We start from the raw sequence: 23,490 nt of genomic DNA, 5'->3' as shown, positions 1-23,490 counted from the left end.
GGGAGTCCGGTTCTTTAGGGAGGAATGACAATGAGGAATTTGAAGGCCGGTCTTGCCGCCGGCATATTGGCATTGCTTGCGAGCTCCGCGGCTTTCGCCGCCGACCTGCCCGGCAAGTTTCCGGGCGTGACGATCGATGCCAAGCTGATCGGCGGCCAGCAATATGAGCCGCTCTATGCGCGTATTACCGAGTGGGAGAAGGAGACCGGCGCCAAGGTCAATATCCTCTCCAAGAAGAACCATTTCGAGCTCGACAAGGAAATCAAGTCGGACATGGCGTCAGGCGATATCTCCTGGTGCGTCGGCTCGAACCACTCGTCCTTCGCGCCGCAATATCCCGACCTTTACACCGATCTCGGCAAGCTGCTGCCGAAGGAAGAGATCGCCCAGTTCGTTGATTCGACGATTGGGGCATCCACCATCGACGGCCGGCTGATCATGCTGCCGCGCGCGCAGTTCGACGTTTCGGCGCTCTACTACCAGAAGAGCCTCTATAGCGACGAAGCCAAGAAGACGGCGTTCAAGGCCAAGTATGGCTACGATCTGGCGCCGCCGAAGACCTGGAAGGAAGTGTCGGATCAGGCGGTGTTCTTCGCCAATCCGCCGAATTTCTTCGGCACGCAGTTCCCCGGCAAGGAAGAGGCGATCAACGGCCGCTTCTTTGAAATGCTGGTCGCGGAAGGCGGCGAATATCTCGACAAGGACGGCAAGCCGGCCTTCAATTCCGACGCCGGTGCGCGCGCGCTCGACTGGTTCGTGAACATGTACAAGGCGAAAGCCGTCCCGGCCGGCACCACCAACTATCTCTGGGACGATCTCGGCGCCGGCTTTGCCTCGGGCACCGTCGCGCTCGATCTCGACTGGCCGGGCTGGGCGACCTATTTCAACGATCCGAAATCCTCGAAGGTCGCCGGCAATGTCGGCGTCGTCGTGCAACCCGTCGGCTCCTCCGGCAAGCATACCGGCTGGTCCGGCCATCACGGCTTCTCGGTGACCGAAGCCTGCAAGAACAAGGATGCCGCCGCCTCGCTCGTCTGGTTCCTGACCAATGACGATTCGCAGAAGCTCGAAGCCGCCAACGGCACGCTGCCGACCCGCAAGGCGGTCTGGGAGTGGGACATCCAGCAGGCTGCGTCCGATCCTTACAAGAAGGAAGTGCTGAGCACCTTCCAGGAATCGATGAAATACGCCTTCCCGGTTCCGCGCACGCCGCAATGGATCGAGATTTCCAACGTCGTCTATCCTGAGCTTCAGGCCGCCATCCTTGGCGACAAGACCTCCAAGGAAGCGCTCGACACGGCCGCACAGAAGGCGACTGACGTTCTGAAGGACGCCGGTTCGCTCTGATCGACGCAATCAGGTCCCGCGCCCGGAAACGGGTGCGGGATGTCTTTGAAAAATGCTTATGACCTGCGCCTCTAGGGGCCGGTCTGTCCGGCCGGACGTCAATCCGGCCTCTCGGCCCCATGCAATCGCATTCCACGCAGTCACACCACGCTGCTGAGGAATGCCGACAGGTGCAAACCATGTTCAAGAAAATATCCCCACCGGTCCTGCTGCTTCTTCCAGCGATCATCGTGCTTGTGGCGGTGGTGCTGTTTCCGCTGCTCCTGTCCTTCTATTCCAGCTTCACGCCGTTTCGCCTGACGCGGCCGTCGACGCTCTTCACCTTCATCGGTCTGCGCAACTACATCCGCATTCTGACCGATCCCGTCTTCCTGGCGGCGTTCGTGCGCACCGTCGTGCTGCTGACGATCGCGCTCAATCTGGAAATGCTGCTCGGCCTAGGATTGGCGCTCCTGGTCAACAAGGCGACCCACGGCAAGCGCATCCTGCGCACGCTGATGATGTTTCCGATGATGTTTTCGCCCGTGCTCGTCGGCTTCCAGTTCAAATTCATGTTCAACGACAATGTCGGCATCATCAACAATGCCTTGCAGTCGCTCGGGATCACAAACGATGCCATTCCGTGGCTGATCGACGGCAATCTGGCGCTGTTTTCGATCATCGTTGCGGAAGTCTGGTCCTCCACCTCCGTCTTCGCCATCCTCATCCTCGCCGGCCTCTTCGCCATGCCGCAGGAGCCTGTGGAGGCCGCGAAGGTCGATGGCTGCACGGGTTGGCAGACCTTCCGCTATGTCACCTGGCCGTTCCTGATGCCCTTTGCCTTCATCGCCATGACGATCCGTTCGCTCGACGTCGCCCGCGCCTATGACATCGTCAAGATCATGACCGATGGCGGTCCGGCACGGCGCACGGAGCTGATCTGGACGCTGGTCGGGCGCACCGCCTATGCCGACGCACAAATGGGTCTCGCCAACGCCATGGCCTATGTCTCGATCATCCTGTCGATCGCCTTCACAGTGTATTTTTTCCGTAAGCTGGCGCTTGCCCGCACCCAGATCGGAGCGGAGTGGTAATCATGGATCGCAACGCCGAACAACGCCTGCGCCGCCGTATCGGAAACGTCGCCTATCTCATCGGCCTTTTCATCGCGATGCTCATCATCTGCCTGCCGGGCTTCTGGATCATCCTGAGCTCGCTGCGCCCGACGGTCGAGATCATGGCGAAACCGCCGGTCTGGATTCCGCACGAACTTTCCCTTGAAGCCTATCGCGCCATGTTCAGCGGTGCGGGGCAGGGCGGCATTCCCGTCTGGGATTATTTCCGCAATTCGCTGGTGATCTCCATTACTTCCACGGCCATTGCGCTCGTCATCGGCATGTCCGGCGGCTATGCCTTTGCCCGCTTCCGCTTTACCGGCAAGTCGACCGTGTTCCTCGGCCTGATGCTGACGCGTTCCGTGCCGGGTGTCGCCCTGTCGCTGCCGCTGTTCATGGTCTATGCGCGGCTCGGGATCATCGACACGCATTTCGGCCTGATCCTCACCTATGTCGCGCTGAACGTGCCCTTCACCATCTGGCTGATCGACGGCTTCTTCCGGCAGGTTCCGAAGGATCTGGCCGAAGCCGCGCAGATCGATGGCTGCACGCGCTGGCAGGCCTTCTGGCAGGTGGAGTTTCCGCTTGCCGGCCCTGGCATCGCGTCGGCGGGCATCTTCGCCTTTCTCACCTGCTGGAACGAATATGCCCTGGCCTCGCAGCTGACGCGTTCGGTCAATTCCAAGACGCTGCCGGTCGGCCTGCTCGACTACACGGCCGAATTCACCATCGACTGGCGCGGCATGTGTGCCCTCGCCGTGGTGATGATCGTTCCGGCGCTCGCACTCACATTCATCATTCAGAAGCATCTGGTGTCAGGTCTGACATTCGGTGCGGTCAAAGGTTGATCCCATGGCTCAGGTCTCGCTCAAAAAACTCGTCAAGCGCTACGGTGCCTTGGAAATCGTCCACGGGATCGATCTCGATATCAAGGACAAGGAATTCATCGCTCTCGTTGGGCCGTCCGGCTGCGGCAAGTCGACGACGCTGCGGATGATCGCCGGCCTCGAGAATATCTCCGACGGCACGATCGAAATCGGCGACACCGTCGTCAACGACCTGCCGCCGCGCGACCGCAATATCTCCATGGTGTTCCAATCCTATGCGCTCTATCCGCACATGACCGTGCGCGAGAACATGGGGTTCTCGCTGAAGATCGCCAAGCAGCCGCAGACGGAGATCGACCAGCGCGTCAATGAAGCCGCTGCCATCCTCGGCCTTGATACGCTGATGGATCGCCGCCCGGCGCAGCTTTCCGGCGGCCAGCGCCAGCGCGTCGCCATGGGCCGCGCCATCGTCCGTCAACCAGAAGTCTTCCTCTTCGACGAGCCGCTGTCGAACCTCGACGCCAAGCTGCGCACGCAGATGCGCACCGAGATCAAGAAGCTGCATGCCAAGGTGCAGTCGACGGTGATCTATGTCACCCACGATCAGGTGGAAGCAATGACGCTTGCCGACCGCATCGTCATCATGCGTGACGGCTATATCGAGCAGGTCGGCACGCCGGACGAGGTGTTCAAACGCCCGGCCACCCGCTTCGTCGCCGGCTTCATCGGCTCACCGCCGATGAATATCGAGGAGGCGCTGGTGTCTGCCGGCGCGTTGGTGTTCAAGAATGGTGACAGGCTGCCGCTGCCGGGCCAATTCACGGATCGGGTCAAGGATGGCGACAAGGTCGCCTTTGGCCTGCGCCCGGACGATATTTTCCCGACTGGCCACGGCCTGCATTCTGGTCCCGAGGCAGCGGTGCATGAGGTGACGCTGCCCGTCTCCATCACCGAGCCGCTCGGCAACGAAACCCTTGTTTTCGTCGAATTCGCCGGTCGCGAATGGGTGTCGCGCATGCTCAATCCACGCGGCCTGAAAAGCGGCGAGCAGCTGAAGATGAGCTTCGATTTCAGCCAGGCGCATCTTTTCTCCATCGAAACCGGCAAGAGCCTGGCGATCTGAGCGAGGAAGGCGAGACATGGCCCGCATCGAGAAAATTGAACTGCGCATGGTCGACCTGCCGCCGAAGGTGAAGCGGACGGATGCGATCCAGAGCTTCGTCAGCCAGGAGACGCCGATCGTCACCATCACCGACAGCGACGGCGCTGACGGCACCGGCTACAGCTACACGATCGGCACCGGCGGTTCGTCGGTGATGCGGCTCTTAGCCGACCATCTGGCGCCGCTGTTGATCGGCGAGGATGCCGATTGCATCGAGGCGATCTGGCACAAAATGGAATTCGCCACCCACGCGACGACCATCGGCGCGATCACGGCGCTGGCGCTTGCCGCTGTCGATACGGCGCTCTGGGACCTGCGCGCAAAGAAACAGAACCTGCCGCTGTGGAAGCTCGCCGGCGGCGCCAGGGATCGCTGCCCGCTCTACACGACCGAGGGCGGCTGGCTGCACATCGAAAAGGAAGCCCTGGTCGAGGATGCCTTGCAGGCGAAGGCCAAGGGCTTTTCAGGCTCGAAGGTGAAGATCGGCAAGCCGCATGGCTCGGAGGATTACGATCGGCTCTCGGCCATGCGTCTGGCACTCGGCTCCGGTTTCGAAATCATGACCGACTGTAATCAGGGCTTTACCGTCGACGAGGCGATCCGCCGTGCCGCGCGCCTCAAGGAGCTGGATCTCGCCTGGATCGAGGAGCCGCTGCCGGCCGACGATCTCGATGGCCATATCCGGCTGACCCGCTCGACGCCGACGCCGATTGCGGTTGGGGAATCCATCTATTCAATCCGGCATTTCCGCGAATACATGCAGAAGGGCGCCTGCTCGATCGTCCAGGTCGACGTTGCACGCATTGGCGGCATCACGCCCTGGCTGAAGGTGGCGCATACGGCCGAGGCCTTCGACATCCCGGTCTGCCCGCATTTCCTGATGGAGCTGCATGTCAGCCTCGTCTGCGCCGTGCCGAACGGGAAATATGTCGAATATATCCCGCAGCTCGACGACCTTACCACGAAAGGCATGGACATCGTCGACGGCAAGGCGATCGCGCCATCCGCGCCCGGCATCGGCATCGCCTGGGATTGGGAAGCGGTGAAGGCGCGCTCGATCGGCGAATTCACCAGAGAGATTCACGGCTGAGGGAGAACACGGTCATGCAGCGGATGGGTATGGTGATCGGCTTGGAGCCGGCTAAGGTTACGGAATACAAGGCGCTTCATGCGGCTGTCTGGCCCGAGATCCTGGCGCTGATCTCCGAATGCAATATCACCAACTATTCGATCTTCCTGAAGGAGCCGGAAAACCTGCTCTTCGGCTATTGGGAATATGTCGGCACGGACTTCGAGGCCGATATGGCCAAGATGGCGGCGAGCCCGAAGAACCAGGAATGGTGGTCGGTGTGCATCCCCTGCCAGAAGCCGTTTGAGACCCGCAAGGAGGGGGAATGGTGGGCGATGATGCAGGAGGTGTTTCATCTTGATTAGGGATCGGAATGACGCGACCACCTCCCCCTTGAGGGGGGAGGTCGCGCGGAACGCGCGGGTGGGGGTGACGCTCGGCATCTTCATATCTGACGTTTCCGTGCGAGCAGAGATCACCCCACCCCGGACCTTCGGTCCGACCCTCCCCCTTAAGGGGAGGGTGTGATGACCTTCGATCCCCAATCCCTCCGCCAATGGTGGCCCAAGCCCAGTGCCCCACGCCCGATCGTAGTCTTCGGCGCCGGCAGCATCGTCGGCGATGCCCATTTGCCGGCCTACAAGAAGGGCGGTTTTCCGGTGGTCGGCCTCTATGATCCGAATGCGGAAAAGGCGAAGGTCCTGGCGGATCAATGGGGTATCCGCGCTTTCACCACCGAGGCCGAGGCGCTGGCCGTCGAAGGGGCGATCTTCGATCTGGCGACGCCACCTGTGGCTCATGCCGCTATTCTCGCCAAGCTGCCGCACGGTTCTTTCGCTTTGATCCAGAAGCCGATGGGTAGCGATCTTGCCGGGGCGACGGAGATATTGAAGGTCTGCCGCGAGCTCGATATCAAGGCGGCGGTGAATTTCCAGCTTCGCTTTGCGCCGATGATGCTGGCGCTGCATGATGCGGTCGAGAAGGGCTATCTCGGCGAGGTCGTCGATTTCGACGCCTGGCTGGCGCTGGCGACGCCCTGGGGACTCTGGCCGTTCCTGAAAGGCCTGCCGCGCATCGAGATTGCCATGCACTCGATCCACTATCTCGATTTCATTCGCGGCCTGCTCGGTAATCCCTTGGGCGTGCATGCCAAGACCATCGGCCATCCGAACCATGAGATGGCGCAGACGCGGACCGCCGCGATCCTCGACTATGGCGACAGGGTGCGCTGCGTGCTCTCGGTCAACCACGACCATGATTTCGGCCGCAAGTTCCAGGCCTGCGAGTTTCGTATTTCGGGCACCAAGGGTGCGGCCTATATCAAGCTCGGCGTCAATCTCGACTATCCGCGTGGCGAGCCGGACGAGCTGTGGATTAAGCCTGCCGGCGGCAGTGAGTGGGTCGAGGTGAAGCTCGAAGGCGCCTGGTTCCCGGATGCTTTCGTCAACCGCATGGCCAATCTGCAGCGCTTCGCCTCGGGCGAGGACAAGATGCTGGTCGGCTCCGTTGAGGATGCCTGGCAGACCATGGCGCTGGTCGAGGCCGCCTATCAATCGAGCGCCGCTCCGGCGACGCCGATTGCCGAACTTCCGAAGGTGTGAGTGATGGCCGAACAGACGATCCATTTCGAGGACTACGAACTCGGCCATGTCAGGATCACGACCGGAAGGACGATCACCGAGACCGATTTCGTCGTCCATGCCGGCCATACCGGCGATTTCTTTCCACATCACATGGATGCGGAATTCGCCAAGACCCTACCGGGCGGCCAGCGCATCGCGCACGGGACGATGATCTTCTCGATCGGCGTCGGGCTGACGGCGTCGCTGATCAATCCCGTCGCCTTCTCCTATGGTTATGACCGGCTGCGCTTCATCCGCCCTGTCCATATCGGCGACACGATCCGCACGCGGGTGACGATATCGGCGAAAGAGGACGATCCGAAGCGCCCGGTGTCCGGCCGGGTGGTCGAGCGCTGCGAGGTGCTCAATCAGCGCAATGAAGTCGTGCTCGCCGCCGACCATATCCTGATCGTCGAGCGCAAGGCGGCAGGCTGATGGCGAAGCTCAAAGGCATGACCTGGTCACATCCGCGCGGCTACGACCCGATGGTAGCCTGCTCAAAACTCTGGCTGGAGAAGACCGGCGTCGAGATCGCCTGGGAAAAGCGCTCGCTGCAGGATTTCGAGACCTTTCCGGTGGAGGAGCTTGCCGCCGCTTACGACCTGATCGTCATCGACCATCCGCATGTCGGCCAGATCACCCGCGAGAATTGCCTGCTGCCGCTCGATGACGCCGACCATGCCGACAAACTCGCCGCCATCGCAGCCGGTACGGTCGGCCGGTCCTATCCGAGCTATCATTGGCAGGGCCGGCAATGGGCCTTGCCGATCGACGCGGCAACGCAAGTCCAGGCTTACCGACCGGATCGGCTGAGCGGGCCGGTCACCGATCTTGCCGAGATCATTTCACTGGCCGAGAAGGGCAGGGCGATCCTGCCGATGCGCTCGCCGCATGTGCTGATGACCTTCTTCACCCTCGCGGCGCATCTCGGCACGCCTTGCAGTATCGAAGGGCCGGAATTTATCGCCAGGGCGGATGGCGAAGTCGTACTCGACTGGCTGGCGCGGATCCTCAGTGGCATGAATGCCCGATGCTATGACATGGACCCGATCGCCGTGTTCGATCTCATGGGCGAGCCGGATTGCCCCTATGATGTCTCCCCCTTCATATACGGCTATGTCAGCTATTCCTTCGCCGGATTCCGACCGGCGCGTATCGCCTTTGCCGATATGCCGGTGATCGACGGCCGCGCGCCGGATGGTTCAGCGCTTGGCGGCACGGGGATCGCCGTTTCGGCCGCGACGCGGGCGCCGGAGGAAGCCAAAGCTTTTGCGCGCTGGATCGCCGGCGGACCGGTGCAGGCGGGTCTCTATGCCGGGAGTAACGGCCAGCCGGGGCACGCGAATGCCTGGGTCAGCGATGCCGTCAACGCGCCGGCGCTCGATTTCTATCGCAATACGCGGGCCACGCTGGAGGGTTCCTACGTGCGGCCGCGTCATGATGGCTACATGGCGTTTCAAAGTGAGGCTTCGGAGATGATTACCCATGGACTGCGCACCGCCGAGCGGCATACAGTCCTCATCGACAAACTCAACCGGCGCTTCGCGCAATCGTTTGAAGGCTAGAGTGGAACGGCTCTAGCTGTCTGTTTTTGCTTGTTCTTATCCGGAGATGGCCTTGGGGTTCTCCGGATCGGAATCAAGCCATGGAGGAAAGGATCAGGATTATGGGTCACGGATTGGAAGGCAAGAAGGTCGTCATCACGGCGGCGGGTCAGGGCATCGGCCGGGCGACGGCGGAGCGCTTCATCTCGCTCGGCGCGCATGTCTATGCCACCGACATCAACGAGCAGACGCTCTCGACGCTGCAAGGCGCCAGCACGCATGTTTTGGACGTGCTCGATAGCGCCGCGGTCAAGGCTTACGCAAGCGAAATCGGACCGATCGACGTGCTCTTCAATTGCGCCGGCTTTGTGCATGCCGGCACCATTCTCGATTGTGAGGAAAAGGACTGGGATTTCTCCTTCAACCTCAATGCCAAGGCGATGTATACGACCTGCCGCACCTTCCTGCCGGGCATGCTGGAAAAGGGCAAGGGCTCGATCGTCAACATGGCGTCAGTCGCCTCCAGCGTGAAGGGCGTGCCGAACCGCTTTGCTTATTGCGCCTCCAAGGCCGCCGTCATCGGGCTTACCAAGTCGATCGCCGCCGATTTCGTCTCCAAGGGCATCCGCGCCAATGCCATTTGCCCTGGCACGGTCGACAGCCCCTCGCTGCATGATCGCCTGCGCGCCACCGGCGATTACGAAAAGGCGATGGCCGATTTCATCGGTCGCCAGCCGATGGGTCGGATTGCCAATGCCGAGGAAATCGCCGCGCTGGTAACCTATCTCGCCGGCGACGAGGCGGGCTTCACCACGGGCCAGACCCATGTCATCGACGGCGGCTGGACGGCCTGAACGCCATCTTCCTTCGGATCGGAGGCTCCGCATTGCGGGGCCTCCTTTTATTTGCCACTCTCATCGGCGAATCGATGTCTGAGAGACGATTTGCAATCGGGAGAACGGCATGGGTGTGGACGGACAGCTGCATCGTTCCAGAGGCCTCGTGCTGCTGCGCAAGCATCAGGTGATCCTCATCGCCATTGCGATCGGCGTGGCGGTTTTCCTGCTTTTGACCTCGCGCACAGTGAACGCGGGCAATATGCTCATCGCTTGGAATGCGACAGCCATCATCTATATCGTGTTCAGCCTCTATCGCATGCTGACGGCCGATGCGCGTCTTATCCGCAAGCGTTCCGCCGATCTTGATTTCTCGGATGCATTGCTGCTGTTTCTGTCGATCGCCGCGGCGGTTGCCAGCATTGGCGGCATCGCCCTGGATCTGCTCGGCATCAAGGATGCACCGCCCGAGGTCGCAGCTTTCCGCGTGGGGATGGCGATCGTAACGATCCTGATCTCCTGGGCATTCCTGCACATTCTTTTCACCATCCACTACGCGCACCGCTTTTATGGCGGCCCGGGCAAGGGGGAGGGACTGGTGTTCGCCGCGCCGGTGGAGGAGCCGATCTATTGGGATTTCCTCTATTTCTCCTTCACCATCGGTGTCGCCTCCCAGACCGCCGATATCGGCGTTTCCTCGGTCAGCATGCGCAAGCTGGTGCTGCTGCATTCCATCCTGTCGTTCCTGTTCAACACGACGATCCTGGCGCTTGCCATCAATGTCGGGGCGAGCCTGGTATAGCTCGCCCCTGCAAGGTATTACCGATTGTCACAGTACGACGTTACCGGCTATGACGGCCAGAATCAGGAACACCAGGAAGACGATCAGGAAGATCGCGAAGAGTACGCGTGCAATCGTCGCCGTTGCGGCGGAAACGCCGGAAAAGCCGAAAAAGCCGGCGATCAGGGAAATCACGAAAAATATAATGGCCCATTTCAGCATTTGAAAATCTCCTCTGCGTTGCGTTCAGTGGAGACGCATGAAAGGGGAAATTGTTCCGGTGTGGCTGGATAACTCAGGTTATCAATCGGCACTCCATCCGATGGAGTTTGGTCGGTTTCCTATCAATATTGTCTATATGATCTAAATCGTCTATTTTGTCTAAAATAGACGATTGGAGGTTGCCTGATGAAGTCCTATGCATCCACGGAACTGAAGCAGAGCCTGGGCGATGTGCTTGCCGCCGCCAGTCAGGAGCCTGTTTCAATTACGAAGCATCGCAAGACACGGTACGTGCTGATGAGCATCGAGGCCTATGAGGCGCGCTTCGGCAATGATCCGCGCCGTAGCTATGCTGTCGAGGAAATGCCTGCTGAGCATTTGGCTCTGCTCGAAAGCGCCTTGAGCAGCGAAGACGAGGATAGGAAGCGTGACTAAGCCCACGGCGGGGGACATCTGGCGCTACGATTATCTCTGGCGCTGGCAGCATGAGGCCCGCGAGACTGAAGGGCGTAAGTCCCGCCCAGTCTCATTGGTCGCCGTCGTCACGGACAAGGACGGCAAGACCAATCTTTTCATCCTGCCGATTACCTCCAGCCCGCCCGCAGCCGATCGCTTGGCGCTGGAAGTGCCGCAGATCGAGCGACGCAGGGCCGGTCTCGACGACATGCCGCTCTGCGTCATGCTTGACGAATACAATCATGACTTGTTGGAGGGATCTTTCTATTTCGATCCGAACGGTCGTCTCGGCAGCTTCAGTGCTGCCTTCCAGCAAAAGGCGCTTCGTGCCTTCACGCAGGCTGCCAGAGAGCGCCGCACGAAGGCCGTGCCGCGTAGAGATTAATCCCTACGCGACGTCAGTGAAGGAATGCAGAACTGAGGAACATCAGACCTGTGTGTGCGCTCCCGATGTGCCGCACCAGCCGGCCCTTCGCATGGCTCAGGGCGTTCGGCGCTGCAATCGACTCACTGGGTCGATTGCTTCGGCTGCGCCGAACCGCTCCTCTCACCCATGATTGATCATCACATGCCGCACGGCGGTATAGTCCTCCAGAGCATAGACTGACATGTCCTTGCCGTAGCCGGATTGCTTCAGCCCACCATGCGGCATCTCGTTGACCAGCATGAAGTGGGTGTTGATCCAGGTGCAGCCATATTGCAGGCGGGCGGCGGTCTGCATGCCGCGGCTGATGTCCTTGGTCCAGACGGAGGAGGCGAGGCCGTAGTCGCTGTCATTGGCCCAGGCGACGGCGTCGTCGGGATTGGTGAAGCGGGTGACGGAGACGACGGGGCCGAAGACTTCGCGGCGAACAATCTCGTCATCCTGCGTCGCGCCGGCAACGATGGTGGGGGCGTAGAAGAAGCCTCGGTCGCCGGAGGTTTTGCCGCCCGTGGTGATCTCCATGTGCTTGTGTTCGGCGGCGCGGGTGACGAAGCTTTCCACGCGGTCGCGCTGGCGCTTGGAGATCAGCGGACCGATTTCGTTTTCGGTGTCATCGGCCAGGTTGAACTTGATGCTGGAGACGGCGGAGGTGAGGTCGGCGACGAAATTGTCGTAGACCTTGGCGTCGGCATAGATGCGGCAGGCGGCGGTGCAGTCCTGGCCGGCATTGTAATAACCGAAGGTGCGGATGCCGGCGACGACAGCGTCGATATCGGCGTCGTCGAAGATGATGACCGGGGCCTTGCCGCCAAGTTCGAGATGCGTGCGCTTCACCGTCTTGGCAGCAGCTTGCAACACCTTCTTGCCGGTGGCGACATCGCCGGTAATGGACACCATGCCAATCTTCGGATGGTTGATCAGCGCGTTGCCGACGCTTTCGCCGCGGCCGAGGATGACGTTGACGACGCCTTCGGGCAGGATGTCCGCCAGCAGCTTCGCCATTTTCAGCGCCGTCAGCGGCGTCTGTTCGGAGGGCTTGAAGACGACGGTGTTGCCGCCGGCAATCGCCGGCGCCAGCTTCCAGGCCATCATCATCAGTGGATAGTTCCAGGGTGCAATCGAGCCGACGATGCCGATCGGGTCGCGGCGGATCATTGAGGTATGGCCGGGCAGATATTCGCCGGCGACCGGGCCATGCAGATTGCGCACCGCGCCGGCAAAGAAGCGATAACAATCGACGATGGCGGGGATTTCATCGTTAAGCACGGCATTGATCGGCTTGCCGCAGTTGAGCGCTTCCAGCGCCGCAAAACCCTCGGCATCCTTCTCGATGGCATCGGCGATCTTCAGGAGATAGGCGGAGCGTTGGCCAGGCGTGGTTTGCGACCAGCTTGTGAATGCCTTTTCGGCGGCATCGACGGCGGCGTCGATCTGGCCGAGTGATGCCTCGGGCAGGTCGAGCACGGTCTCGCCGGTCTTCGGGTTGAGGATATGCTCTTCCGTCTCCGTGCCGGCCTCGAAGCGGGAGCCGATCAGCATTTGGATGTCCATAATAATCTCCCTTTATTTGCCGCCGCCGGCGATCTGGTCGCCGTCGCGGGTAAGATAATAGGCTGCCAGGATCGGCAGGAAGGTGACGAGCACCACGACCATGGCGACGACATTGGTAACGGGGCGCTGGCGCGGGCGAATGAGCTCCTGCAGCATCCAGATCGGCAAGGTCATCTGCTGGCCGCCGGTGAAGGTGGTGACGATGACTTCATCGAAGGACAGTGCGAAGGCGAGCATGCCGCCGGCCAGCAGCGCCGTGCCGATATTCGGCAGGATGACATGGCGGAAGGTCTGGAAACCATCGGCGCCAAGGTCCATCGAGGCCTCGATCAGCGAACCGGAGGTGCGGCGGAAGCGGGCGACGGCGTTGTTATAGACCACGACGACGCAAAAGGTGGCGTGGCCAAGAACGATGGTCCAGACCGAGAAGGGAATATCGAACAGGCTGAAGGCCGAGCGCAGCGCGATGCCGGTGATGATACCGGGCAGCGCAATCGGCAGGATGACCAGCAGCGAGATCGCCTCACGGCCGAAGAATTTCGTCTGGCTGACGGCGGCGGCGCAAAGCGTGCCGAGTACCAGGGCAATGGCGGTCGCGATGGTTGCTACCTGTACCGACAGCGCCAGCGACGACCAGACATCCGGCCGGTTCCAGGCAATGCCGAACCATTGCAGCGTGAAGCCCGGCGGCGGCCACTGATAGCTCTTCTCTTCCGTCGTGAAGGCATAGACGAAGATCAGCAGGATCGGCAGATGCAGGAAGAGCAGGCCGCAGCCGGCGGCGGTCTTCAGGGGCAGGGAGGCGCGTTGGCCGCGATCAGAGCGCATCGAAGGCCCCCTGTTTCTTGGCAATCCAGAGATAGATGGCCATGATGATGATCGGTACGACCGAGAAGGCGGCGGCGAGCGGCACGTTGCCGGCGGTGCCCTGCTGCGCATAGACGGCCTGGCCGATGAAGAGGCGCGAGGAGCCGATGATCTGCGGGATGATGTAGTCGCCGAGCGTCAGCGAGAAGGTGAAGATCGAGCCGGCGACGATACCGGGCAGCGCCAGCGGCAGCAGCACGGTGCGAAAGGTCTGGTTCGGCATAGCGCCGAGATCGGAGGAGGCTTCGAGCAGATTGGTGGGCACGCGTTCAAGCGCGGCCTGCGTCGGCAGGATCATGTAAGGCAGCCAGATATAGACGAAGACCAGGAAGGTGCCGATATAGCTCACCGACAGCGAGTTGCCGCCAATGATGGGCAAAGCAAGCACGCCGTCGAGCAGCCAGCCGAGATAGAGCTTGCCGAAAAGCCAGGTGAGGATGCCTTCCTTGGCAAGGATCAGCTTCCAGGCATAGACCTTGACCAGATAGCTTGACCAGAGCGGCAGCATGACGCCGAGATAGAACAGCGCTTTCCATTTTCCCTGCGCATAACGCGCCGCGTAATAGGCGATGGGGAAGGCGACGAAGGCGGAGGCGATGGTCACCAGCGCCGCCATGACGACGGTGCGGACGATGATGTCGAAATTGGCGGAATTCAGAAGTTGCGCATAGGTCGCGAGCGTGAATTCGTAGTTCACCATTCCGGAGAAGTCGTCGATCGAGAAGAAGCTCTGCAGCAGCAGCGCGATCAGCGCGCCGATATAGATGATGCCGAGCCAGAGGAGCGGCGGCGTCAGCATCAGGAAGAGGAAGAGTTTCGGGTGGCGCCAGAAGAGGTCCGAGAGGCGGCCGAAGAACCCGCCGCGACTTGGCAGGATCGAGGCGGGTGCAGCCGTGGTGATGCTCGCCATCGTCATGCGGCGTCGTCCATATAGTGCACGTCGGCGGGTGCCCATGCGAGGCGGATCGATGCGCCGGTTTCCGGGATCGGCTGGCCGGCCGGCAGGGTGACGTGCAGCCGTGTGCCATGGGCTTCGACGGAGAGGCGGGTAGCGGCGCCGAGGAAGCTGGTCGCCTGGACAGTGGCGGCAAGGCCGGCACTGTCGCCAAGGCGGATTGCCTCGGGCCGCAAGCTCGCCCAGCGGCGTTCGCCGCCAAGCGATGACATCGTCTCGGGCGCGATGACGTTGGATGAGCCAACGAAATCAGCGACGAAGCGGGTTTTCGGCCGTTGATAGATGTCGTGTGGCGTGCCTTCCTGTACGATCTTGCCGTTGTTGAAGACGGCGACGCGGTCGGCCATGGACAGCGCCTCGCCCTGATCATGAGTGACGAAGACGAAGGTGATGCCGAGTGCCCGTTGCAGGCTCTTCAGCTCCTCCTGCATCTGTTCACGCAGCTTCAGGTCCAGAGCGCCAAGCGGCTCGTCGAGAAGAAGGACCTTTGGCTTGTTGACGAGTGCGCGGGCGAGCGCCACGCGCTGGCGCTGGCCGCCGGAGAGCTGGCCGGGGCGGCGGGCGCCGTAGCCCGGCAGCTTCACCATTTCCAGCGCCTGTTCGGCAGCCTTCCACCGCTCGGCCTTGCCGATACCCTTGACCATCAGCCCGTAGGCGACGTTGTCGAGGATGTTTAGGTGCGGAAACAAGGCATAGTCCTGAAACACGGTGTTGACGTTGCGCCGATAGGGCGGCACGCCTTCAGCGGTCTCACCGAAAATCTCGATATGGCCGCCGGTCGGCTGCTCGAAGCCGGCGATCAATCTCAGGCAGGTGGTCTTGCCGGAGCCGGAGGGGCCGAGCATGGCGAAGAATTCGCCGGGCGCGATCGCCAGATCGACGTGATCGACGGCGCGGACCTGGCCGAAATGCCGCGATACCTGCTGGAAACGAACAGCGGTCATGGGGTGCTCCGGAGATACTGGTTTTCCCCTTCTCCCCAGCGGGGAGAAGGTGCCCGACAGGGCGGATGAGGGGGCCGAAGAGCGGAGCGAAGCGGGCTTTGAGCGGCAAGCGAAAGGCAATTCCTTCTATGCCGCACCCCCCCCCTCATCCGACCCTTCGGGCCACCTTCTCCCCGAGGGGAGAAGGAGAGTTCCTATCATCGTCCGCCAATCACGCCGATATAGTCGGAAACCCAGCGATGGTAAGGCACGCATTCGCTCTCGCTCGTGCACTTGGCGACCGGGGTTTTCCAGAACTTGATCTTGTCGAAGTAATCGTAGCCGTTGGTGGCGCAACCGCTGTCGGTGAGCAGTTCATTGCCCTTGCAGGCGGCGGGAACCGAGGGGACCGCGCCGAACCAGGCGGCGGCGTCACCCTGGACCTTGGCCTGAAGCGAATGTTCCATCCACATATAGGCGCAGTTCGGATGCTCGCTGTCGACATGCAGCATGGTGGTATCGGCCCATCCGGTCGCGCCTTCGTCGGGGAAAGTCGAGGCGATCTTCTGTTTGTCGGCCTGCAGCAGGTTGACCTGGAACGGCCAGGAACCGGAGGCGACGACGCCTTCGTTCTTGAAGTCGTCCGTCTGGATCATCGCGTCATGCCAGTAGCGGCTGACGAGCTTGCGCTGGCCGCGCAATAGTTCGAGAGCGGCCTTGTACTGGTCTTCGTTGAGCTCGTAGGGGTCCTTGATGCCGAGTTCCGGCTTGTGGGCCATCAGATAAAGAGCGGCGTCGGCGATGTAGATCGGGCCGTCATAGGCCTGGACACGGCCTTTGTTGGACTTGCCATCGGGCAGGGTCATTTCCTCGAAGACGACGTTCCAGCTCTTCGGCGCCTGATCCTTGAAGGCATCGGTATTGTACATCAGCACGTTCGGCCCCCAGAGATAGGGAACGCCGTAGTGGACGCCGTTGACAGTGTGCCATGGCGCGTTCTGCAGGCGCGTGTCGAGGGTCTTCCAGCTCGGGATCAGATCCGTGTTGATCGGCTGAACACGCTTGCCGGCAACGAGGCGCAGCGAGGCATCGCCCGAGGCTGTGACGAGGTCAAAGCCACCTTCGTTCATCAGCGCCACCATTTCATCCGAGGTGGCCGCAGTCTTGACGCTGACCTTGCAGCCGGTCTCCTTCTCGAAGCCGGTCACCCAGTCGTAATTCTTGTCGCTCTCACCGCGCTCAATATAGCCGGCCCAGGCAACGATGCTGACGGCGCCTTCGCCCTTGCCGAGCGTCTTCAGCGGCTCGGCGGCGATGACTTGGGTGGCGAAACTTAGGCATGCGAGTGCAGCAGTGCATGATTTCAGCAAATGCTTCATCGGAGTCTCCCGGTTTTTGAGCCAATTTGTGACGTCTTGTTCCCGGAAGAAAAGGTGACCCGATTTTGCCGCATTCGCAAATTCATTTATCAGAAAGGCGATATCGGAAATTCCGATTTCAGAAAGTCGATCATGTGGCTGGAGAGGGAACGGGCGTTCTCCATCCATTCGAGATGATCGAAAAAAATTAAAATGAGTTGTCGACTCCCGACAACGCCAATCGTCCTACTGAACGGAGTTAACCGCAATGCGCCGGCGCGGATCTCTGCCCTGTAGAGCCGGCACGGACGGAGGTACGAATGACTAAAGTAAAAGTTGCCGGGTTCGGTGTCTCGCTTGATGGTTTCGCTGCGGGCATCGATCAGAGTTTAGATCGGCCGCTTGGTTTGCGAGGCGAGGAACTTTTTCAGTGGTTTTTCCCGACGCGGGCGTTTCGCCAGATGCTCGGAAAAGACGACGGAGAAACGGGCCTTGATGACCGGTTCGGCCAACGCGCAATGGAAGGGTTCGGCGCCTTCATTCTCGGCCGTAACATGTTCGGGCCTATTCGTGGGGAATGGCCGGACGATCAGTGGAAAGGCTGGTGGGGTGACAATCCGCCTTATCACGCACCGACTTTCATACTGACACATTATCCCAGACCATCAATCGAGATGCTCGGTGGAACGACATTTCATTTTGTCACTGATGGTATTGAGGAGGCGTTGCAAAAGGCGCGCGAAGCGGCAGGCGCAAAGGACATCAAGATTGGCGGCGGTGCCGACACCGTGAGGCAATACGTTCAAGCCGGCCACGTCGATGAAATTCACCTTGCTCTTGCTCCCACTGTGCTCGGCCAGGGAGAACCGCTCTTTAGCGGCATTGATCTTCACGCTCTGGGATACCGGACAATCGAACATGTTCCGACAGAGCGAGCCACGCATATTGTTCTCGCGAAGTAGAGTTGGAGATTGAGAGGCTACGGCGCTATCGCTGCCGCCCCGAGCGCATGCTTTCGGCGACGCCGACGAAATCGCGGGCGGCCTGCGGCAGGCTGGAGCCCTTGCGCCAGACCATGCCGACCTGGACGACTGGCAGCGAGCCGGAGACGTCGCGGCTCTCGATGCGGTCGCCTTCCAGCGACCAAGGGCGATAGACGAGGTCCGGCAGTAGCGCCACGCCTGCACCGGTGGCGACCAGGCTGCGCACGGCTTCGACGGAGCGCGTGCGGAAGGCAACATGCGGGCGAGCGCCGAGTGCGGAGAGCAGTTTGCCGGTGTTTTCCTCGATCTCGTCAATGGTCAGCATGATCAGCGGTTCGCGGGTGATGTCGGCGACGCTGATGATGTCGGCGGAGACGAGGGGGTGGCCCATGGGCAGCCAGAGGCGATAGGGTGATGTCTCGATGATTTCGGCCTGCAATGCCATGCGGTCGCGCAGATTGGAAATGACCATGACCGCGACGTCGAGCTCGCCACCGACCAGAAGATGTTCGAGATAGCCGCCATTGTCCTCGATGGCACTGACCTCGACGCCGGGGCAGACGCGGCGATAGCGTGCCAGCAGGTCGGATAGCACATAGCCGGCGACGAGCGAGGTGACGCCGATGTTCAGCGTGCCGCCGGTCGCATTCTGCTGGCCGGAAAAACTGGTGCGGGCGTCGGAAACCGTCGCGAGGATCTTCGTCGCGTGGCGCAGGAACTGGTGGCCGTTATGGGTGATGGAGAGCCCGCGCGGATGGCGGTCGAATAGCTCGACGCCGAGATCGCTTTCCAGTTCTTTCAGGGCTTCGGTGACCGAGGATTGCGAGATCGACAGGTTCTGCGCGGCGCGGGTGACCGAGCCCTGTTCCGCCACGGCGACGAAGTATTGAAGCTGTCTCAAGGTGAACGCCATGTCCCGTTTAGAGCATGGCCGCGCGGTGCAAGGCAAGAACCGACATCGGCCTGAAAAATCTGGACCTTTTTTGGTAAAAGCAGCGAGAGCGACACAAGTTTCATCTCTGTTTTAAGCATTCCGAAACACCGCATCCCTAACGTGAGGATCGATCACCTTGTCGCGTTGGAGTGCTTTATGCTGGAGCAGTTGGCGTGAGCGCCTTACTGCATATGTTCCGGTCACCCCGGAAGCTTGTCGTCCTTATCGGCGGAGTGGCCTTGTTGATAGGCTCCTCCGGCGCTTTCGCGCTTTATCTGGGCAAGGACAAGCTCCGGGGTTTTGTCTCGGCCTCTCCAAATGGCCTGCAATGCAGCGACGTCAGCCTCATCACCATCCGCAAGGAAAACCGCTTCTGGGTGCGCAAATACATCCGCACCGACCCGACCGATGGCCTGACGCGCGTCAGAACGGCGCTTCGCGTCGCCAAGGCCGTCTATGAGGAGCAGAAGCCGGATCTCGTCCAGGTGGTGGTTCTCGACAAGAACGGGCCGACATTACGATCCGATATTCGCGGACGGGCGCTGGGCGCCGATGTCGTCTATGTTCCGCATCCCGATAAGGTTGTGGGCGGCACTGTCGAGGCGCCGGTCACGGCGCGTTATTACAATGGGGATGCAAGCGCCCAGGGCCTGTTCTACGGCGAGCAGATCAATATGCTGCCCACCGATATCGACGAGACACTGGCCGAGCTGAAAGACTACAGCGATTGCGACAATCCGCTGGCTGCCGAGAACGACAAGGGCGACGCCAAGACGGATAAGCGTAAGGCAGCAGTGGCGGCGGAAGAAAAGGCGGCAGCGAAGGAAGCCGCCCATGCTCCGCCTAAGCCCCACGAGCCCGCGACGACCGGCAACGTGCCGCCCGAGACAGACAGAGGCGACGAATTTATCGGCGTCGATGCCACCGACCCGAAGGCGGCACCGCCGCTGGGTCTCGACCCGACAATGACGGGCGCCAGCAGCCGGCCGTCGCCGGTGACCAACTGATCCAAACTAGCCTCATGCCGCTGGACCGGGGATAGGCATCCTCAGTCCGCCAGATGCTTCTCGCCGATGGCCTGGTACAGCGCGAACAGCGCCTCGTGAACATTGCTGGCGAGGCGGTAGAATTCCGGATCGGCGAGGATGGCGGGGTGTTGCAGCAGGTGATCGTCGGTCATATCGAGCATGAGCGAGGCCGTGTGCATCGCCTCGTGGCAACCGAAGGTCCCTGGTGCGAATTGAGACAGATCGACATCGCCGATCTCGGCAAGATCGGCCAGCCGCTGCTGTTCGTTGTCGGTATCTGCGGTCGTGTTGTCGGTCATGGATTGGCACCTTTGATTTGCGGGCGGCGAAGATGTCGCCGCGGTTGGCGGGACTTATACGCCATCTGGTGGCAATGACCACCCGCAACCGCGATTGGTTCAGAGGTTCTCCGAGGTTACGGTGAGAAAGCGCACGGGCTCCGCGCTGACCTCGACATCGATCAGGCCCAATGTCTTCAACGTCAGGTCGATCGACCGGCGCGCCTGGATCTCCGGCGCCTGATCCAGCACGATCGAGAGGATGCCCTGGCGCAGATAGCCGCGTGTCTGCTCGGTCAGTTCATGGCCGACCCAGAAGATCCCTCGCTGCCGGTTTTGCTGGAGAACGGATGCGACGGCGACATTGTCGCCGCCGGCGCTGTAGACGCCGATGATGGCCGGGTCACGGGTGAGGGCGTTGCGCAGCAGCTCCATGGCATTGTGCTCGTCGTCGAGGTCGAACATCACCTCGGTGAAGGCGTGGGCGTTCGAGCCCTGTTCGGCGAGATAGACGGAAAACCCGCGAATGCGCTCCTTGTGGTTCTCGTAGGCGCCGCTGTGACAGAGCGCGACGAAGGTGCCCGTCTGTCCGGTCAGCATGCGTGACATATAGTAGGCGGCGGTGCGGCCGGCGGCGTAGTTGTCGATCCCGACATAGGGCAGCTCCGGTGCCGGGCGGGTCATGATCTGGACGACGGGAATCCCGAGGTCGCGCGCTTGTCTGACACTGGTGACCACGTCCGGATGGTCGGGCGCAACGACGATCAGCGCGGATCTGCGCACTTTCGGATTGGCGATATAGTGGGCGAAGTCCGCCGGGTCATTTTCCCGGGCAAAGGTGCGGTGAACGACGATGCCATGGTCGAGCGAGGCGGCGATGCGTTCGAAGGCCTGGTTCATTCGCGAATAGAAGCTGGTTTCCGGCCGCACCAGGATCACCTCGATGCGGATCAGGCCGCGATGGGCGTTCGACAGCGCGTGCCGGTAGTTCAGCCTCTTGGCGGCGAGAAACACCTTTTCCACGGTTTCGGGCCGGACGCCGCCACGGCCATTGACGACGCGCTCGACCGTGGCCGTGCCGACGCCGGCCTCTTCCGCGACATCCTTCAAGGTGACCTTCGTCATCCCACTCCTCCGGCCGCACCAGTTCGGCCCTGCATTCATGCTGCCCTACGCCAATGATCAAATTTGATCAAGGAAGGATTGGAGAGCCGGCACAGTGCGGGCCTATCCTTCGGGCAATTCGGGAGGAAAACCGAATCCCAAAACGATCCAGACGAAAGATCATCCACTGGCCTACTCAGGGTTACGCCGGATGACGGAGGAGCCCCATGAAGATCGCACTCGACCCGCATATGCACCGGCACCTGCCGCTCGATCAGCTTTGCCGCAAGGCGGCGGAGCTTGGCTATGACCATATCGAATTGTCGCCGCGCGACGACTTCCTTCCCTGGTGGGTGCGGCCGCGTGCGCACAAGGAGCGCATCGCCGAATTCAAGTCGGCGCTGAAGGACCACGGCGTCAAGCTCGCATCGCTCCTGCCGATGTATCGCTGGGCAAGCCCGCACGAAGATGAGCGGCAGGCGGCGGTCAGCTATTGGAAGGAAGCGATCCGAATCGCCGTCGAGATGGATTGCGACACGATGAACTCGGAATTCGGCCGCGGCCCTTCGCCGGACCGGAGCCACCGCTCCAATTGCTGCGGCGGCATGCATACCCATGAACACAGTGAAGCCGCCTGGTGGCGCTCGATCGAGGAACTCGTTCCGGTCTTCGAAAAGGAAGGCGTTACCCTCAACATGGAGCCGCATCCGGAAGACTGGTGCGAGACGCTGCATCCGGCCATCGACATGCTGAAGACGATCGGTTCGGACAGAGTGAAGTTTCTCTATTGCGCGCCGCACACCTTCTACTTCGGCGACGACATGGCGAAGATGATCCGCGATGCGGGTCCGCTGATCAACCATGTGCATGTGGCCGACACCTATAACCACAAGGCCTCTTCCGGCCTGCGCTACATCGTCAATCCGCCGGGCGCGAAGGTGACGATCCACCAGCATATGGACATGTACCAGGGCGAGATCGACTGGGATGCCTTCTTCTCGTCACTGGCCGCGGTCGGCTTTGATGGCATCGTCACGGCCTGCGTCTTCGGCTGGGAAGAGCGGGCTGACGCTTCCGGAAAGTTCATGCGTTCGGAAATCCAGAAGTACGTCGACAAATACTGGCCGGCAAAGCGCGCCTGATCACCGGCCCGCCATTCGACCTTACCGATATCAGACAGGGAATGACCGCGTGACCATCACGATTACGACCGCTCCATGCTGCTGGGGCGTGGACGATGTCAAAAATCCGAACCTGCCCGCCTGGGAGCGCGTCTTTGACGAAGCCGCCGCCGCCGGTTATGGTGGCCTTGAGCTTGGGCCGTACGGCTATGTGCCGCTCGACCACCAGCGGGTCGCCGAGGCACTCTCGGAGCGCAATCTCTTCATCGTCGCCGGCACGATCTTCGACGATCTCGTGTCTCCGGACAATCGCCAGAACCTGCTCCGCCAGACGGACGAGATCTGTGCGATGATCACCAGGCTGCCGCAGCCGGAGCAGGTTGACGGCCAGCGGTTCAAGACGCCCTATCTCACTGTCATGGATTGGGGTCATGACGAGAGGGATTACGCCGCCGGTCATTCCGACCGCGCGCCACGGCTCACCGACAACGACTGGGCCGGCATGGTCGCCAACATCAAGGCCATCGCCGAGCTTGCTCGGGATAAATACGGCGTCCGCGCCGTCATCCATCCGCATGCCGGCGGCTATATCGAGTTCGCCGACGAGATCGAGCGGATCGCGACCGACGTACCGGCGGAGACGGCCGGCTTCTGCCTCGATACCGGCCACACCTATTATGCCGGCATGGATCCCGTGGAGACGCTGCGCCATTACGCGGACCGGCTCGACTACGTCCATTTCAAGGATATCGACCAGGCGGTGTTCGAGCGCGTGCTCGGCGAGAAGATCCGTTTCTTCGAGGCTTGCGCCCAGGGCGTCATGTGCCCGATCGGCCGGGGCACCATCGATTATCCCGCAGTGAAGCGGGCGCTCGACGAGATCGGCTATCACGGCTTCATCACCGTCGAGCAGGAGCGCGATCCGCTGAGCGTGGCGGGAAGTCTCGAGGATGTGAAGGAAAGCCGCGATTATCTGCGGTCGGTCGGCTTCTAGGAACAGGGAA

26 protein-coding genes are annotated in these 23,490 nt (G+C 61.3%); 17 read left to right on the top strand and 9 right to left on the bottom strand.

The window, feature by feature from the left end:
- Nucleotides 1-30 precede the first annotated feature (30 nt).
- The 11 genes from AC1RO0_RS07705 (at nucleotide 31) to AC1RO0_RS07655 (ending at nucleotide 10,303) form a co-directional block, all read left to right on the top strand.
- Nucleotides 31-1,347 (top strand): type 2 periplasmic-binding domain-containing protein, encoded by a 1,317-nt coding sequence (locus tag AC1RO0_RS07705; RefSeq protein ID WP_498592265.1) that lies wholly within the window; start codon nucleotides 31-33, stop codon nucleotides 1,345-1,347.
- 179 nt (nucleotides 1,348-1,526) lie between these two features.
- The gene (locus AC1RO0_RS07700) at nucleotides 1,527-2,420 is read left to right on the top strand and encodes a carbohydrate ABC transporter permease (RefSeq protein ID WP_034517464.1); all 894 of its coding nucleotides are present in this window, start codon (nucleotides 1,527-1,529) and stop codon (nucleotides 2,418-2,420) included.
- A gap of 2 nt (nucleotides 2,421-2,422) precedes the next feature.
- Nucleotides 2,423-3,289 (top strand): carbohydrate ABC transporter permease, encoded by an 867-nt coding sequence (locus AC1RO0_RS07695; RefSeq protein ID WP_498592264.1) that lies wholly within the window; start codon nucleotides 2,423-2,425, stop codon nucleotides 3,287-3,289.
- Nucleotides 3,290-3,293: 4 nt separating this feature from the next.
- On the top strand, nucleotides 3,294-4,391 hold the full coding sequence (locus AC1RO0_RS07690; protein ID WP_498592263.1) for an ABC transporter ATP-binding protein: 1,098 nt from the start codon (nucleotides 3,294-3,296) through the stop codon (nucleotides 4,389-4,391).
- A 16-nt stretch (nucleotides 4,392-4,407) separates the two neighbouring features.
- A complete protein-coding gene (locus AC1RO0_RS07685) occupies nucleotides 4,408-5,520 on the top strand; it encodes a mandelate racemase/muconate lactonizing enzyme family protein (protein WP_498592262.1) in 1,113 nt (370 codons plus the stop codon).
- Nucleotides 5,521-5,534: 14 nt separating this feature from the next.
- Nucleotides 5,535-5,864: an L-rhamnose mutarotase gene (locus AC1RO0_RS07680; RefSeq protein WP_498592261.1), complete on the top strand. Its 330-nt coding sequence runs from the start codon at nucleotides 5,535-5,537 to the stop codon at nucleotides 5,862-5,864.
- A gap of 162 nt (nucleotides 5,865-6,026) precedes the next feature.
- Nucleotides 6,027-7,100, top strand: coding sequence for a Gfo/Idh/MocA family oxidoreductase (locus AC1RO0_RS07675; RefSeq protein ID WP_498592260.1), 1,074 nt, complete (start codon nucleotides 6,027-6,029; stop codon nucleotides 7,098-7,100).
- A 3-nt stretch (nucleotides 7,101-7,103) separates the two neighbouring features.
- Nucleotides 7,104-7,556, top strand: coding sequence for a MaoC/PaaZ C-terminal domain-containing protein (locus tag AC1RO0_RS07670; RefSeq protein WP_498592259.1), 453 nt, complete (start codon nucleotides 7,104-7,106; stop codon nucleotides 7,554-7,556).
- On the top strand, nucleotides 7,553-8,686 hold the full coding sequence (locus AC1RO0_RS07665; protein WP_498592398.1) for an extracellular solute-binding protein: 1,134 nt from the start codon (nucleotides 7,553-7,555) through the stop codon (nucleotides 8,684-8,686). The genes AC1RO0_RS07670 and AC1RO0_RS07665 overlap by 4 nt, the downstream gene beginning before the upstream one ends.
- A 101-nt stretch (nucleotides 8,687-8,787) precedes the next feature.
- Nucleotides 8,788-9,519: an SDR family oxidoreductase gene (locus AC1RO0_RS07660; RefSeq protein WP_498592258.1), complete on the top strand. Its 732-nt coding sequence runs from the start codon at nucleotides 8,788-8,790 to the stop codon at nucleotides 9,517-9,519.
- 109 nt (nucleotides 9,520-9,628) lie between these two features.
- Nucleotides 9,629-10,303, top strand: coding sequence for a DUF1345 domain-containing protein (locus tag AC1RO0_RS07655; protein WP_498592257.1), 675 nt, complete (start codon nucleotides 9,629-9,631; stop codon nucleotides 10,301-10,303).
- 27 nt (nucleotides 10,304-10,330) lie between these two features.
- On the opposite strand, the gene AC1RO0_RS07650 is transcribed toward AC1RO0_RS07655, so the two are convergent.
- Nucleotides 10,331-10,504 carry a DUF1328 domain-containing protein gene (locus tag AC1RO0_RS07650; protein WP_498592256.1) on the bottom strand — a complete coding sequence of 58 codons (174 nt, stop codon included), beginning with the start codon at nucleotides 10,502-10,504 and terminating at the stop codon, nucleotides 10,331-10,333.
- A 186-nt stretch (nucleotides 10,505-10,690) separates the two neighbouring features.
- Between AC1RO0_RS07650 and AC1RO0_RS07645 the strand changes: the two genes are divergently transcribed.
- Nucleotides 10,691-10,939 (top strand): type II toxin-antitoxin system prevent-host-death family antitoxin, encoded by a 249-nt coding sequence (locus AC1RO0_RS07645; RefSeq protein WP_498592255.1) that lies wholly within the window; start codon nucleotides 10,691-10,693, stop codon nucleotides 10,937-10,939.
- A complete protein-coding gene (locus AC1RO0_RS07640) occupies nucleotides 10,932-11,345 on the top strand; it encodes a hypothetical protein (protein WP_498592254.1) in 414 nt (137 codons plus the stop codon). Before AC1RO0_RS07645 ends, AC1RO0_RS07640 begins: the two co-directional genes overlap by 8 nt.
- Nucleotides 11,346-11,507: 162 nt before the next feature.
- On the opposite strand, the gene AC1RO0_RS07635 is transcribed toward AC1RO0_RS07640, so the two are convergent.
- From AC1RO0_RS07635 to AC1RO0_RS07615, 5 genes are all read right to left on the bottom strand, one after another.
- Nucleotides 11,508-12,935, bottom strand: coding sequence for a gamma-aminobutyraldehyde dehydrogenase (locus AC1RO0_RS07635; protein ID WP_498592253.1), 1,428 nt, complete (start codon nucleotides 12,933-12,935; stop codon nucleotides 11,508-11,510).
- Between the two features lie 12 nt (nucleotides 12,936-12,947).
- Entirely contained in the window at nucleotides 12,948-13,763 is an 816-nt protein-coding gene (locus AC1RO0_RS07630; RefSeq protein ID WP_007700687.1) for an ABC transporter permease, read from the bottom strand.
- Nucleotides 13,753-14,718 (bottom strand): ABC transporter permease, encoded by a 966-nt coding sequence (locus AC1RO0_RS07625; RefSeq protein WP_498592252.1) that lies wholly within the window; start codon nucleotides 14,716-14,718, stop codon nucleotides 13,753-13,755. Before AC1RO0_RS07625 ends, AC1RO0_RS07630 begins: the two co-directional genes overlap by 11 nt.
- Nucleotides 14,715-15,701 carry an ABC transporter ATP-binding protein gene (locus tag AC1RO0_RS07620; protein ID WP_498592251.1) on the bottom strand — a complete coding sequence of 329 codons (987 nt, stop codon included), beginning with the start codon at nucleotides 15,699-15,701 and terminating at the stop codon, nucleotides 14,715-14,717. Before AC1RO0_RS07620 ends, AC1RO0_RS07625 begins: the two co-directional genes overlap by 4 nt.
- Nucleotides 15,702-15,898: 197 nt before the next feature.
- Nucleotides 15,899-17,059 carry an ABC transporter substrate-binding protein gene (locus AC1RO0_RS07615; RefSeq protein ID WP_498592250.1) on the bottom strand — a complete coding sequence of 387 codons (1,161 nt, stop codon included), beginning with the start codon at nucleotides 17,057-17,059 and terminating at the stop codon, nucleotides 15,899-15,901.
- Between the two features lie 299 nt (nucleotides 17,060-17,358).
- On the opposite strand from AC1RO0_RS07615, the gene AC1RO0_RS07610 reads away from it, so the two are divergent.
- Nucleotides 17,359-18,000: a dihydrofolate reductase family protein gene (locus AC1RO0_RS07610; protein WP_498592249.1), complete on the top strand. Its 642-nt coding sequence runs from the start codon at nucleotides 17,359-17,361 to the stop codon at nucleotides 17,998-18,000.
- A 25-nt stretch (nucleotides 18,001-18,025) separates the two neighbouring features.
- Here the strand turns inward: AC1RO0_RS07610 and AC1RO0_RS07605 are convergent, their stop codons facing one another.
- On the bottom strand, nucleotides 18,026-18,934 hold the full coding sequence (locus AC1RO0_RS07605) for a LysR family transcriptional regulator (RefSeq protein ID WP_498592248.1): 909 nt from the start codon (nucleotides 18,932-18,934) through the stop codon (nucleotides 18,026-18,028).
- A 194-nt stretch (nucleotides 18,935-19,128) separates the two neighbouring features.
- Here AC1RO0_RS07605 and AC1RO0_RS07600 point away from each other — a divergent pair, with 194 nt between their 5' ends.
- Nucleotides 19,129-19,962 (top strand): hypothetical protein, encoded by an 834-nt coding sequence (locus AC1RO0_RS07600; RefSeq protein WP_498592247.1) that lies wholly within the window; start codon nucleotides 19,129-19,131, stop codon nucleotides 19,960-19,962.
- A gap of 41 nt (nucleotides 19,963-20,003) precedes the next feature.
- On the opposite strand, the gene AC1RO0_RS07595 is transcribed toward AC1RO0_RS07600, so the two are convergent.
- Both AC1RO0_RS07595 and AC1RO0_RS07590 read right to left on the bottom strand, forming a co-directional pair.
- Entirely contained in the window at nucleotides 20,004-20,282 is a 279-nt protein-coding gene (locus tag AC1RO0_RS07595; RefSeq protein ID WP_371108940.1) for a hypothetical protein, read from the bottom strand.
- A gap of 99 nt (nucleotides 20,283-20,381) precedes the next feature.
- Nucleotides 20,382-21,386, bottom strand: coding sequence for a LacI family DNA-binding transcriptional regulator (locus AC1RO0_RS07590; protein WP_498592245.1), 1,005 nt, complete (start codon nucleotides 21,384-21,386; stop codon nucleotides 20,382-20,384).
- Between the two features lie 206 nt (nucleotides 21,387-21,592).
- Between AC1RO0_RS07590 and AC1RO0_RS07585 the strand changes: the two genes are divergently transcribed.
- Entirely contained in the window at nucleotides 21,593-22,507 is a 915-nt protein-coding gene (locus tag AC1RO0_RS07585) for a sugar phosphate isomerase/epimerase family protein (protein ID WP_498592244.1), read from the top strand.
- A 49-nt stretch (nucleotides 22,508-22,556) separates the two neighbouring features.
- Nucleotides 22,557-23,480 (top strand): TIM barrel protein, encoded by a 924-nt coding sequence (locus tag AC1RO0_RS07580; protein ID WP_498592243.1) that lies wholly within the window; start codon nucleotides 22,557-22,559, stop codon nucleotides 23,478-23,480.
- The last annotated feature ends 10 nt before the right edge of the window (nucleotides 23,481-23,490 follow it).

This window comes from Rhizobium sp. GW821-FHT14E12, from assembly GCF_058803745.1.
Note: the sequence above shows the minus strand (reverse complement) of the source record. Positions and strands in the feature narration are given on the sequence as shown.